The organism is Clostridium cellulovorans 743B (genome assembly GCF_000145275.1).
Taxonomy (GTDB): domain Bacteria; phylum Bacillota; class Clostridia; order Clostridiales; family Clostridiaceae; genus Clostridium_K; species Clostridium_K cellulovorans.
This window is the reverse complement of record NC_014393.1, coordinates 692,812-707,081: the sequence shown is the minus strand read 5'-3', so window position 1 is coordinate 707,081 and position 14,270 is coordinate 692,812. Positions and strand designations below refer to the sequence as shown.

Genomic DNA, 14,270 nt, shown 5'->3' with positions numbered 1-14,270 from the left:
CAATCCATCATTGCAGTTTCTTATTCCCTAAAGTTTTAAGTTTCTGGTTAATTTGTATTAGTTATTTCAGCACCTTTAAAGACATCAATATCTCCAAAAATATTATCTAATACAAATTTATTATCAATTTCTAAATACATACGCTCACCTTCCTATTTTTAATTTCTATAATCAAAATAGTAACGTTCTTTAGTTCCAGAAACCTTACCATTTTTAGTATTTGTAGATGGTCTAACATTAAACTGTGAAGGTTGATTTCCAATACCTGATTTATATATGCCCATAAGAATGCTCTTCAACCATTAAAACTTTTATCCTTGTTTTACTTACTTGTAAAGATACACATATTGATTATCAAGTAAATTCTCATATCTGATACTTACACTTGAGAAATTGTTTAAAAAATAATGAACCAGCCTACTTAATTTCAGCTGATTCATTTCATCTTTTCACTGCATTATTACAATTATGCAATGAATTTTTATTAAATATATAAATTCATGATTAATCTTATTATATAGTATTTTATTCCCGTATTCCTTTTTTTAGGAATTATATACTTTAACCTTTAACGTGTCTCGCATTATAATAAATAGCATTAACCCAGTATACTTCATATACACTAGGTAGTTCACCACTTAGTAAAAAACAATAATTATGTTTATCTCGAAATCCATTGAAGAAAATACTCATCATCTAAATCTTTATAGTCTTTTCTATAAAAATCTTCGAAGTTTATGATATTTCCTTTCTTATCTTTTATAGAGTATTTCTTTCGTTTTCCATTTTCCAAAACTACTATATCTGCGGTAAACATATTAGTTATCCCGGCTTTTCCAAAAATAATTTTTTCAACTTCATCTATACTATTAACTCTTAAAATTCTGTAATCTTCTTCATGTGCCATACGTTCAAATACTAGAAAACCATCTACATCTACCTCTTGTTCTCCTAAACTTAAATTATTTAAGCACTGTCCATGGCACTCTGATTTAATAATCTCTTTTTCTCTTGGTGAAAAATTTGTTATTAATTCAATAAAGTAATCTGCCCCTTCATCTCCACCATCTAATTCATAAAAAAACTCATTTTCATCTTTAACTTCATCAATAACTTCAAAAAGTTTTCTAATAGTATATTTCATAATATTTATTTTCCTTTCATATATTTATTAAGTAAATCTACTGATTTTGTGTATTAAATGCTATTTGGTGACCACTGCTTCTTGCAGGTACAAGTCCTTTATAAAATTTCTTTGAAGTATTCCTTAGCATAGGACCAGATATCGTATCATAACTATTAGTCATCCCATTACGACTATTTCTAACAAAATCTTCCCATTCAGCATCAGCAGTTAAAAATACCTTGTTATTTAATGCATCGATTTCACTCTTTGGTACATTAAATTCTACTATATCACCCTTTCCTTTAAATCTTGAATTTATCCACTCCTGAGCTTGATTCTTATCTGTAGTAGTATAAAAACCTCTTCCAAAATCCATATCTCTTGTCACATGATTTAAATCCGCACCATTCGTTCTGATTGAATTCGCTGCATCAACACTCGTGCCATGATAAAGCGTAACATATTCTTCGGTAGCTTTACCCGCCCCCTGATCTTAGATAGAAAAATGCAGTGAGAGAAAAGAAGTGGCAACAAAAATCTGTGCCACTTCTACAATATCGCTCAATTCCACATAGATTTAAACTGATAAATATTTACTGCTTATCTACAAACGGTTTAATATTTTGAATACGAGCCACTTCAAACGTACACTGAATTTCCTGCTCATCACTCATAGATATTTTGCAACAGTACTTATCGCTATTGCTCTGCATCGTAAACTTCTCGATTCTTGGCTTATCTTCTTTTACATCTATTCTTAAATAGTTCAAGCCATAAAACTCTAGCCTTACATAGACACTTTCAAAGACCCCCCATTTTTTAGGAACCTTTGTTGGCTCATCATGAACTAATATTGATAACTCAATTCTAGAATCAATCATTTGCCAATTTACATTAATTAGTTCAGCTTTTTCAAATACATTTTTGTCACCAAAAATATTCTTAATTACAACTGCATTATCAATTCCTTCAAACATAGTTTCACCACCTATTTTTTAGTAATAATGGTCCTTCATACCCTGAACGGCTCCGTTCTTAGTATTTGTTGAAGGTCTAACATTAAAATGAGAAGGTTGATTGCCAATACCAGAATTATAATAATGTCCGTAAGAATGATCTTGTATAACCACCTTATCTATAGGATTTCCTTGTACATCAAATTTTCCTTGCACTGAATATGTTAACTCACGTGTTTCTACAAAGTTATTATTCGCATCTAGAATTCTATTTTTATTCTCATCCAATAAAGGAACCATTTTTTGCTCAAGAGGCTGTTGCGATTTACTTATCCCTAAATCCTTCTTAATTTCTGACAAAGCTTGCTTTCTAGAAACAGGATTACCCGCCCCCTTATTAATACCACCAGAACTATTCAACGCTTCTAATCTTTTTTCATTAGTCTTAACAGCTTCCTTAAAGTTCTTCTGTACGCTAGTATCAGCTTTTTTGAAAAACCCTAAATCCTTAACAGTATCCCTGAAATTTGTCTTAGGGAGATTAACATTACCAACTCCGGCGAAAGACATTTGAGGAGACAATTTAGAAGATATCTTAGAAGCTATATTGTCTGAAATTTGGTTCAGTCTGCTCATTCCAGCATCCCCAAATACTTTTACCCTGGCTTTTGCTTTATTTAGCAGTTGCTCTGCTCTACTTATTACTGGTGGCTTTGGTATCGCAGGTAGTTTACTTACAATTTTTTTAGCATAGTGTCCAGTTGCTGCTCCTCCACCACCAATAAGTGTTCAAAACGCTGTTTATTTTTATTGGATCCAGTATTTTTCAAATCGCTAGGTTACATGTATTTTTCATTCTAATTTTCCAATTACTAAAGATACTTGTTCTAATTATACAGGAAATCTTTTATCTGTTGAAATATTAATCTCTTTATCCTACACATACTATAGCCATGAACCAACTATACTCATAATCGGAATTATTGTGTCTAGACTTTGCTAGTTTATCAAGCTACATATTGTTTTAGCCTTTATTCATCACTTTTAAAATTCATCATCACTCTAATTTGCAGTCTTTTAATACTCCGTTGTACTCTGTGAAAACAACTCACACCAAATCGAAGATTTGGGTTCTCTGCTTTTCTGATGTGTTATTGTTGCTTTTTAGTATGATTCTTTTGAATGATGTATTGATACTATATATTAACCACTAAAAATAATGAACCAGCTTACTTAATTTCAGCTGGTTCATTTCATCTTTTCACTTCATTATTTAGATTAATCAGTTACAATAGGCTATAGTATTAATGTGCTTCTGACCATTCAGATTAATCTTTCATATTACTCAACAATCCTAACATAGTTATGTGGTAAAAACATCTATTAATTATTGTACTTACTAATATTTAAACTCATATTTATTTAACTCTTTATTGAAACTTACATTAATAATTGGTGCTTGAAAACCACATGCATTTGCAGCCCATTCAATTATTGCAGCAGTCAACCCTTCTTCCTGAAAATCACATAAACTAAAAACTAGCGAATGTATAATTATTAACGTATCTGCCTTATACGGTGATGTATTAACTATTAAATCACCTACTCTTTTCAACCCTTCCCATAGGAATATTTTATCTTCCTCTAAAAACTTTTCGCCATCTACTAAAGGTTTACTTGCATAACCTGCCATTAAACCATCACATATTTTATCATATTTACTATCTTCATCGCAGTTACCAACTGTTGTAATTTCAGCAGTTATTTTTATGCTTATCCCCCAAGACGACTTAAATACGCGATAAGTGTGTTCGTACATACTCATTTACACCACTCCATTATTTTTTAGTAAATTTCAAGTATTTAAATACTGAACTATGAAAGTAGTTCTCTACACCAATATTAGTTGCCCTTCGTATATACTCTAGACCATGATTAGGAGTACCTCCATTTAATTTAGCGTGAATATCCAAAAATGCATCAACTTCATCGTCAGGTAATTTAGTCATATCAAGGCTCTTCATCTTAGCTAAATCCTTGTTAGCTACTTTAAATTCATATATATTTAATTCTACATCAGTTCTACGTTTCTTTAATTTTAAGTAGTTTTCAGCATCCTCTAAGTTATCCCATGAATATACTCCTTCACCAAGATTAGCTTTATGTGGTTCTGTTGGCCAAGGTGTTCCATCATTTAAAAGCCTTGCTCCATCTTCTGCATTTTGCACAGTATAGAATGATTTACTTCCGCTCTGAGTTTTATTTATGTTCTTATTAATACCACCAGAACTATTCAACGCTTCTATTCTTTTTTCATTAGTCTTAACAACGTCCTTAAAGTTCTTCTGTACGCTAGTATCAGCTTTCTTGAAAATTCCAACTTCTTTAACATTGCCTCTAAAACTTGTCTTAGGAAGATTGATATTGCCAACTCCAGCAAAAGACATTTGAGGAGACAATTTAGAAGATATCTTAGAAGCTATATTGTCTGAAATTTGGTTCAGTCTGCTCATTCCAGCATCCCCAAGTACTTTTACCCTGGCTTTTGCTTTATTTAGCAGTTGCTCTGCTCTACTTATTACTGGTGGCTTTGGTATCGAAGGTAATTTACTTACAATTTTTTTAGCATAGTGTCCAGCTGCTGCTCCTCCACCGCCAACAACTGCCGAAACTGCTGCTTCCTTCCAATTAACCTCACCTTTAGAAATATATTGCCCTGCTACATTACCTACAAAAGAGGCTCCTGCGTTTATCGCTATCGTGGCTCCTAGAGATAAACCTCCTGTCGCTGCTGCCAGTCCTCCTGTTATCGCTCCTTCTACAGCTGCCCCTGCATAAGACTTCCAACCTTTATTAAACTTACCATCATCTAAATAATCACTAACTGCGTTTATAGCGACTCCTGCTACAGCTCCTACTAATGCGCCGATTGCTATATGAAGCCAATGTCCAGTTGGATCATCATATATTAAAGGATTATTATAACAATAAGTATACAAATTTAAACTTAGTGGATCATTATAACTTCCTCTATAAGTATCTTCTTGCAAAAATCTAGCTGTAACTGGGTCATACATTCTGCTGTTTAGATAGTAATTTCCTGTTTCTTTATCATATCTATATCCAGCATATAAGAATGGATTATCTACAGTTCCAGTGCTTTCTTCAACTGCTCCAAACTCATCATAATAGTAAGTACCAATTATTGCTCCTGCCTCATTGGTTAAGGTGGTTACATCACTATGCCCATTATATAGATAGTACACTTTTTGTCCATCAGCATTTCTACTTATAAGGTTTTCTCCATATATATTTCTGCCTTTTTCATTTCCTGATGCATCTAGTTCAAGTACTACCTTATCTCCTTCATAAACAAAGTTGGTCTTAACTCCATTTACATCCTTAGCAACTCTATATCCTTCAGCATTATAAGCGTTTTTTACAACTACTCCATCCTTTGTAGTTGTCTCAATTAATTGATTTAACTTATCATACTTATTTATAGTTTCTTTTACAACATTTTGTTGCTTAGTTGAGTCATAACTAGTCTCTGTAACCTTGATCTGATTTCCATTTTCATCATAATCATATTTACTATTTTGCTTTTCTGCTGTTAAAGCAACTCCTGAATCTTGAATACCTGTTAACAATTGATGGCTATATCTTAATCTATTAAGGCTATCATAATAGTATTCAGTAGTTTCTACATTGCTTCCAAATACCGCTGACATAGAAGTTCTATTTCCAGCATTATCATATTTATAAGTTGTTATCTTACCGTCTTGTTCAGTGGTAGTTTCTACTCTATTTAACCTATCATAGGTATAAATAGTTTTCCCTTTTTTATCAACTTTAGCAGTTATGTTTCCTGAATTATCATATTCATAAACAAAACTTTCTGCTATGGACCCGTTTGGATTTTTGTTTTCAAGCTTTGCTAAAGTGTTATTTTTATTATAGTAATAAACTTCTTTGCTACCGTTTGGATAGATTACTTCTTGTCTATTTCCGTTGTCATAATAATTATAAGTGGTAGTATTTCCACTTTCAGTTACCTTGTATAATCGTTTTGCTTTATCAAAGATTTTCGTAGTTACAAAACCTTTAGCATCGGTACTAACTTCTGCATAACAGCCTGGATCAACTCCATTTGTACTATCATATAGATATTTAGTCGTACCTCCATTTGGAACATCCTTTGTAATTGTTCTGTTTAACGCATCGTAAGTTCTTGTAGTTGTTCCAGTTGAATCTTTTACAGTAAGCAAGTTATCATTTTTATCATAGGTATAACTATTATTTATACTTCCTATAACCTCGGTTAGCTTTCTTCCGTAAATATCATAAGTATAGGTTGTTACATCTGTGTTTTTACTAGTTCTTGTTTTAATATTACCATCTACATAGTAAGTATAACCTTCAGATAGATTAGCTGTGCTAAGATCAACTGTATTTCCACTTACATTAGTTGTAATATCTTTTTTAAGCGTTTTAATTTTTATAGGTTTATTTGCACAGTTGTATTCATAATAAGTAACATTACCATTTCCATCTGTCATCGTCTCCATATTACCATTATCATCATATGTATATGAGGTTACTTGACCTAAAGCATTTGTAACAGATTTTAACTTGTTTAACTCATCATATTGATATTTAGTGGAATTTCCATTGCCATCTCTTTTCTCAATGACATTATTACGTTCATCATAAACTTGTTCAGCGGCAATTGTTCCTGTAGCCTCATCTCCGTTTATGCTTTTTATGAGTCTCTTATCCTTATCGTAAATATAAGTTATCTCATTATTTAACGCATCAAAAGATTCTTTTTGACTTCCGTTTGCATTATAAGTTAGGATTTGTATAACTTTATTATAAGCATCTCTTTTGTCAATAACTCTTCCAAACGCATCATATTTATATTTTAATACATTGCCCAAAGGGTCAGTTTCAGATATAAGTTGTCCAAATATATCATATTCATATGTGATTCTATTTTCTTTAGTTGAACCATCTACATAAGTTACATTAATCCTCTTTGATGTGATTTTGTTTTGTTCATCATAAGTGCTTGTAGTCTTATTGCCATTTCCATCTATAAAGGCTACTACATTGCCATTTCCGTCATTAAAGTAGAACTTCTCTATTACTTGAGTTCCATCACTTTTTTGAGTTTTCTCATGAATCTTTCTTCCAGCGTTATCATACTCAGTTAAATCAACTCTTCCGCTACTTTCTTGGCTTAAAGCTTGATTTCCATATATATCATATTGATATTGTATAGTATTAGCATTAATAGTTGCATCGGAAGCTGTTGTAACTTTTCTTATCTTTCCTAGTAAATTATACTCATACTTTGTTTCAATACCTTTGGCATCCTTTTCTGATATAAGATTATCTCCTAAATCATATTGATTTGTTTTTATTACTAATTGGCTGCCATCCTTCTTGTTTAAAGTAGTCTTTGTTAGCTTACCAGAATTGTTATATTCATAAGTATAACTTCCTTGATTTGCACTAATATCTTTAACTACTCTTCCTAAACCATCATATTCATATTTTGAATTGAAAGCTAGTCCTTTATCCTTTGAAGCTGGTGTTAAAACAGAAGTTTGTTTATTCAGTAAGTTATATGTGTATTCTGTTCCATATCCATTTTCTATTTTCTCCGCTGGTGTTGCTCCAGAACCTTGCTCATAACCAAGTGCATCTAACTCTTTAATGACATTGCCTTGATTATCATACTTATAAGCCTTTGTAGTAACATTATCCCAAGCTAAGGTATTAGGGTTTCTACTAGATTTAATTTCTCTTATAACCCTACCCATATCATCATATTCAAATAGAGTTTTATCAATATTTTCTCTATTGATAATTACATTATCATACAAATCTACTACATTATCTTTGTTAAAGTCATATTCTGGATCCCAATTAGGACTATCAGGAGTCGTGTTGATAGCTGCATTAAATTTTTGAATATAAGAATTATAGTCCTCATTGAGCCTTGATATAGTCTTTGAAAGAACTCTTCCAAGATAGTCATAGGTGAAAAGAGTATATTGTCCTTTTGGATCTCTAACTTTTACAAGTCTTCCTCTTAAATCATAAGTGTTTGTAGTTACTCGCCCATTGCCATCCCTTGAATTAAGAACTTTTCCATCCCAACTATAATTCTTTGATGTAAATATAGTTGTATCATTTCCTGCAGTATTTTTTGCTTGTTTCGTTTGTTTTGTCTCTCTATTTAAATTGTCGTACTCGTAGCTTGTAACATTTAAAACTGGTGTTGTTGATAAAATATCAGTTCCATCTACAACTCCGTAGTTTTTCACATTTTTAAGGTTACCATTTTTATCATACTCATAGGTAGTCCACATATTGCTTAATGCAGAATCTGTAATACTATTACCAATTATGTCTTGCTTTGCAGTTTTAACTAGAGTCTTTATTGGTTTACCTAAATAGTTATTTCGGTATTCTGTTATTTCATATTTTCCACCATAAGTTAAGAATACTGTTTCTTTTGTAAGTACTCTATCCTTACTGTACTCATAATCGGTTCTTCTGCCCTCATTGTCTACTTTTGATTGTACTTTTCCATCCTTATAATAGTCATAAGTAAGTTTAATAGCATTCGGGTCTAAAATACTGACAGAAACTCCATACTCGACTAGATTTTTACCAGTCCACTCAACTTTCTTGTTGCCATCCTTATCATATTGAAAACCAGAATATGAATAATATGTTACATCGTCATTTTCTGAAATAGGCGTCCATTTTTTGATTAATCTCCCTAAAGCATCATAATTGTATAAAGTTTCATTACTATCTTCATCTTTTTCAATTAATTTCAAACCACTTGGAGTATATTTTGTACTTATTTCCGTTCCATCTGAATTTTTAACCTTAACTAGCCTATTCGCATAGTCGAATTTTAATATAGATGTAACTGTGTTAGTATTATCAATATATTGCTTATGAGACTTGATTAATACGTTACTTTCCAATGTTCTATCATAAGATAGAGAATAGTTAAACTCTTCTATTAAGATTTCTGTAGTACTTGCATCGCTTTCTTTAAAAGTTGTTTTTATAGGCCTATTATGGCAATCATACTGATAAAGGTACACTGATTTATTTGGCTTTATTTCCTTGCTAACATTTCCATACTTATCATAATAGTATCTAGTTGTATTACCCATTGCATCAGTAGCAGTGGCAACTTTTCCATTATAATAGTAGGTAAATCTAGTACCATGCTCTCCACTATAGGTATGTGCATCAATGTTATCAAGAGCTGCATCATATATATTAGGTGTTATCTCCTTAAGTTTCTGCCCTTCATTGTCATATACAGTTCTTGTAACTTCTCCTCCATGAAGAGTAGCTTTCTCCAACCTTCCATTCATATCATAAACATATGTCGTTTTATATCCCTCTGATGTTGTCATGGAAGCTTCATTATTATATGAATCATAGGTATATACAGTATTATTACCAAATCCATCAGTAACAACAGTTTTATTGCCGTTTGCATCATATTTAAATGTTGTAGTGTTACCTAGTGGTGTCTTTTCTGTCTTAAGACTTCCTTTTACTTTGTAACCATTTTGAACTCTTTCAGTTTCTGAGTAGTATTCATAACTAGTTATCGCAAACTTAGTTTCATCTAAAGGGTTAACCAAAGGATCCGTTCCATTTAAAGGTTGTACCTTTTGTATTAGATTTATCTTATTTGCATCATAACAATAGTATGTTACATTCCCATCTTCATTTACTTCTTTTATTAAATTGTTTTTATCATCATATGCAAAATTCTTTTCACTTTCATCAGGATTAATTTGCTTTGTAACATTTCCTCTTCCATCTCTGATATATTCAGTTCTATTACCATAGATATCCATAGAGGCTTTTATTTCACCATATTTATTCTCACCAGATGCATCAAGGTAATATTCTTTGTTTTCCGTTGATCTATCAGGATAAATAGTTACTGTTGGATATCCATACGAATCACACCAATACTCCTTAACCCAACCATTACTCTCCGTTACAATAGTTCTATTAACAAAATCATCATATTTATAGGTAAAGCTATTACCATAGTTATCTATTTTTTGTCTAACTTTATAGCTTCCTCCATCGAGGGTATATATTATTCGCTCTAGTAAAGCACCTTCACCGCTTTTTGTATCTTGAAGCAACCCTATACCACTATAAACATAATTTGTTACATTTCCTGATGCATCTGTTACACTACTTAATCTTTTACTTGAATCATAGTTAAAATCAACAATTCTTCCTGTTACAGTTCCGAAGCTTTCAGTTATTTTATCTATATACCCAGTTGCTGCATCATAAGTCAACTTGAAACTTTTATTTGTTTCATCATATACTCTATCTATTTTCCCATTATCATAAGCAATATTTACTGCATTTCCATTTTTATCTTTAACACAGTATAACTTTCCTGAAGAATTAAATAAATATTGCATCTGCTCTTTATTAGTAAGAGTAAATGTGTCCCCAGCCTTAGTTAATGTATTTCTAGAATCATTAGCTGTAAAGGTTCCATTGCTGTTTACTGTAAAAGTCTGAGTTTCACCTGAAGGTAGAACTACTTTTTTCATAGCTGTACCTGCAGAACTACTAAAGTCTGATATTTCTCCTTGTAAACTTAAACGCCAGCCTTTACCTAAGATTGATACTGTTTCATCCTTTGAATTATAGGTATGGCTTAAGCTTAGTCCTAAATTAGGAAAACAATCCTCCATATCCATAAAAGTCTTGCAATAATTACCTGTAGCCACACTAACACCTTGAGAGCCAAACCATTTCTGATCTCTTAGTTGCACAGATCTTACATAATTATTTAGATCCCCTACTGGTACACAATCACTCGGAGTCTTTAAGAAGGGATAAACTACTGCATAACCAGGATATACGTTGACCTTTTGACCTTTTCCTTCCCACGCACCTCCGCCTGTATCTGTTGCATATGGTCCATCAGAAGCTCCCCAATAGTTATTTCTTAAATCTATATACTTGTCTTTAGTATCATTCCAATAATTAACTGCACTAGTTCTATTTCCAACAAAAGAATTACCAGCTATAACTGTATCATCCGCAAAAGTAACTATGCCACTATCATTCTGGTGAATATCACTATTTATTATAGTTGCAGGTATATGGCCTATCCAAATTCCGTGCCCCATATTATGAGTAATACTACAATTAATAATTGTAAGATCGCTAGGTTCCGTACTCTCGTTATCTTTAAATGCATCTATTCCTGCATTTGTTGAGTTGAATACTGAAGAATTTATGAGAGTCAACTTCCCATCTAAATTTATGCTACAGTATCCTGGTCCACCAGCTTTTCTAGGTCCTCCTCCACGATTTATAACTGTGTTAAGTCCTAGGAAACTCCCACTATTTCTTATGTTAATCCAAGGAAAAAAGTCATCCATTATTTTTTGTGCTGGATCTGAAGTCGGTTTATATGGAAGAGTATATTCAGAATTAACAGAAGTAAACACTATCTGATTATTAGCTTTCCCCTCAGACCTAATGCACCCATATACAACAACTTCTCCTCTTAAATGAATTATTGTACCATCTTCTATACTTAAAGTTTTATCTTTACTAATATCTAAATATGATCTTACTAAATAACGATTAGTACCATTAAACAGTCTTGAATTTTCGTTTATAGTACCATTAAGAACTATAGCATCAAAGTTATTTCCTGATAATGTATTTTTTAACGCAACATCTTTTGGATTTACTGCAGATATTACCGACGAAAAATTAGTTCCTAATTTTTCAACTTTAACAACTATAGGACCAGATAATTCCTTTACTCTATTTGTATCTACTCCTGAAATCGTGTTCCTTTGAAAAGTTAAACTTCCAAGATACTCCTCTATATATACCCCTGTTTCACTGCAATTTTTTATTACATTATCAGTTACTTTAATGTTAACAATGTTACTACGAATCCCTTTAAGGCTTATGCCATTTTTTCCTCCAACTATAGTATTTGCCTTTATATTAGCCAACACACTATAAGTCTCGTAGTCACTAATACCTACCTGTATGGAGTCTCGTATTGTATTTGAAAAAGAATTATTTGTTATGTTTACTTCACCAAAACTATCTCCTAATCCAATCCCTTGACCCGCATTAGAAAAAGTACAATTACTAACATTTAATACTTTTTCTCTTTCTACCTTAGCATATATAACATAATTCCAATCTATACCACTATCTCCTACGCAATTGAAATTACAATAATTAAAACTAACATCTCCATTTACCAATATATAATTGTCTTTACGATCTAGTTCCATATCTACATAAGATGCTTTTATCTCACCAGTTGGAAGTACATATATACCTCTAAAATAATACTGGTCTGTTGATACAGCTTGGCCATCAACCATACTGCTAAACTGTATTTTTTCTGATGGTGTACCTTCCATAATAACTTTACCATTTATATATAAACCATTTTCTCTATACTTATATTTTTGAAATATAACTTTTGTTCCTGGTTCTATAGTCAATGTTACTCCTGGCTCTACACGTACTATTCCATCTATTATATGTGGTCCTTCACTTTTTTTCCAAGTAGTATCTTTATCAATAACTTCAACTTTTGAATCATTGTTATTCACTAAGCACGCTAGGAAAATCCCTGAATTTGTTCCCATTGTCCCAGATGTTTCACCATCCATTTCAAGTGGAAACGACTCTTGATTTGCATTATTAGTAAGTATATATCCTATTGAAAAACTTGTAGTTATTCCCTCAAGCTTCATTTCTATCATTTGTATGTTTTTTCCGTAAATTCCACATATCCCGCCATCATATGTCCATGGTTGCCATGTTCCATTCTCAGAATAAACTCTATACTTTATTTTTAAACCAGATGGGGGACTCAGTAAGCTAACTTTTATAGCATCAATTCCATTAGTTACTATTAATCTACCATCCTTACTATTCTGCCAGTCGCTTAATGGAGCACCTTTTACATGTACCTCATATTGAACTGAAGGTTCACTTATTGTATCTGTAAGTGCTACAATCGGGTTAGTCGCTGTTGGTATTCTACGTTTTAAAAGATTTCGATCTATTGGTAAAACAGAATCAGTCAAAGTTTTTCCTGGCTCTGTTGCCTTAGTAACAGCTTCACTCCATTGACTAAACTGTTCTTGTGATTTACTCCTTATCCTATATATATGAGTTTTGTTGTTAGAGTCGAAGTTATGCACATACCCTTTAACTGATTTTAAATCCACAATTTGTCCATCAACTTCTAATTGATACTCAAAATCCTCTTCATAGGTCCAATTAATTAAGTTAGTACTATCATTTATACTTCTAACTTCTATAATACTAGGTGTTTGAAAACTCAACAGATTTTGTTTTTCCATTGTAATACTTTGATTTTCTGTTGTTAAATTATTTAATTCCTCCAACTCTAAAGTGTGCATTTGCTCTAGATTTGGAATATCTCTATTTTGTGTTGTGGTCGTCTTTTCACTAGTAGGTATCGTAGGTAATGTGATATTAGACAAAACACCTAAATTAATATCAAGATCTACATTTTTAAAAGTATCCACTAGTATTTGTTGATTTTGAGTAAATATAATACTAAAAATCAGAAAAAAAGCAATAAATCTTTTAAATTTTTTCATAGTTCCTCCCTTGTTATTACATGTTTGATTGCAACTGACAATAGCCGTTTTGCTCATTTATAATTTCAAATATATATTTCATTTAATTAGCCTATAGTAAAAATTATAAAACCATCTTAATATCAATTGACAATCTTTCCATTTTTCTTGTGTTATTTTTTATATTTCCCCATTGTATTATAAGTTCTTTTAAAAAATTCCTCAATTAGTATTTTATTTTGAATTTAACTTTAGTTCTTATCAGATAACAATGAAAATATTGAATTTTTTTCTATACACCTACCCCATATTCATCATTCTCCTTATGCATAATCTACATTTTTCACCTTATAAGCTTCTTTTCGTTGTAATATCCAATTATAAGCAATATAATAATATCTAAATAGTTTGTTTCTGTCTAATTGAAATTTCAATTAGATAAGTTTCATAATTTACAATGATTTTATCCTTCATATATACTTTACTTTTGTCATATGAATCCAA

At 31.6% G+C, this 14,270-nt stretch carries 6 protein-coding genes and 1 pseudogene; all 7 read right to left on the bottom strand.

Going from position 1 to position 14,270, the window contains the following annotated elements:
* Positions 1-158: 158 nt before the first annotated feature.
* The 7 genes and pseudogenes from CLOCEL_RS23640 to CLOCEL_RS02915 all read right to left on the bottom strand — a co-directional run bounded on the left by CLOCEL_RS23640 (position 159) and on the right by CLOCEL_RS02915 (position 13,787).
* Complete coding sequence (locus CLOCEL_RS23640) at positions 159-284, bottom strand: HNH/endonuclease VII fold putative polymorphic toxin (protein WP_010074882.1); 126 nt, start codon at positions 282-284, stop codon at positions 159-161.
* 377 nt (positions 285-661) lie between these two features.
* Complete coding sequence (locus CLOCEL_RS02940; protein ID WP_010074883.1) at positions 662-1,144, bottom strand: hypothetical protein; 483 nt, start codon at positions 1,142-1,144, stop codon at positions 662-664.
* Between the two features lie 37 nt (positions 1,145-1,181).
* Positions 1,182-1,571, bottom strand: a pseudogene (locus CLOCEL_RS21965) (DUF3990 domain-containing protein); the annotation flags it as partial.
* A 148-nt stretch (positions 1,572-1,719) separates the two neighbouring features.
* Positions 1,720-2,103 carry an immunity 50 family protein gene (locus tag CLOCEL_RS02930; RefSeq protein ID WP_010074885.1) on the bottom strand — a complete coding sequence of 128 codons (384 nt, stop codon included), beginning with the start codon at positions 2,101-2,103 and terminating at the stop codon, positions 1,720-1,722.
* Positions 2,104-2,121: 18 nt separating this feature from the next.
* Positions 2,122-2,718 (bottom strand): HNH/endonuclease VII fold putative polymorphic toxin, encoded by a 597-nt coding sequence (locus tag CLOCEL_RS02925; protein ID WP_010074886.1) that lies wholly within the window; start codon positions 2,716-2,718, stop codon positions 2,122-2,124.
* A 763-nt stretch (positions 2,719-3,481) separates the two neighbouring features.
* Positions 3,482-3,907, bottom strand: coding sequence for a hypothetical protein (locus CLOCEL_RS02920; protein ID WP_010074887.1), 426 nt, complete (start codon positions 3,905-3,907; stop codon positions 3,482-3,484).
* Positions 3,908-3,920: 13 nt separating this feature from the next.
* Positions 3,921-13,787 (bottom strand): RHS repeat-associated core domain-containing protein, encoded by a 9,867-nt coding sequence (locus tag CLOCEL_RS02915; protein WP_010074888.1) that lies wholly within the window; start codon positions 13,785-13,787, stop codon positions 3,921-3,923.
* Positions 13,788-14,270: the final 483 nt, after the last annotated feature.

Bases quoted from the DNA above. Each gene is read 5' to 3' on its own strand.
- CLOCEL_RS23640 (WP_010074882.1), bottom strand. From the start codon at position 284: ATGGGCATATATAAATCAGGTATTGGAAATCAACCTTCACAGTTTAAT.
- CLOCEL_RS02940 (WP_010074883.1), bottom strand. From the start codon at position 1,144: ATGAAATATACTATTAGAAAACTTTTTGAAGTTATTGATGAAGTTAAA.
- CLOCEL_RS02930 (WP_010074885.1), bottom strand. From the start codon at position 2,103: ATGTTTGAAGGAATTGATAATGCAGTTGTAATTAAGAATATTTTTGGT.
- CLOCEL_RS02925 (WP_010074886.1), bottom strand. From the start codon at position 2,718: ATGAGCAGACTGAACCAAATTTCAGACAATATAGCTTCTAAGATATCT.
- CLOCEL_RS02920 (WP_010074887.1), bottom strand. From the start codon at position 3,907: ATGAGTATGTACGAACACACTTATCGCGTATTTAAGTCGTCTTGGGGG.
- CLOCEL_RS02915 (WP_010074888.1), bottom strand. From the start codon at position 13,787: ATGAAAAAATTTAAAAGATTTATTGCTTTTTTTCTGATTTTTAGTATT.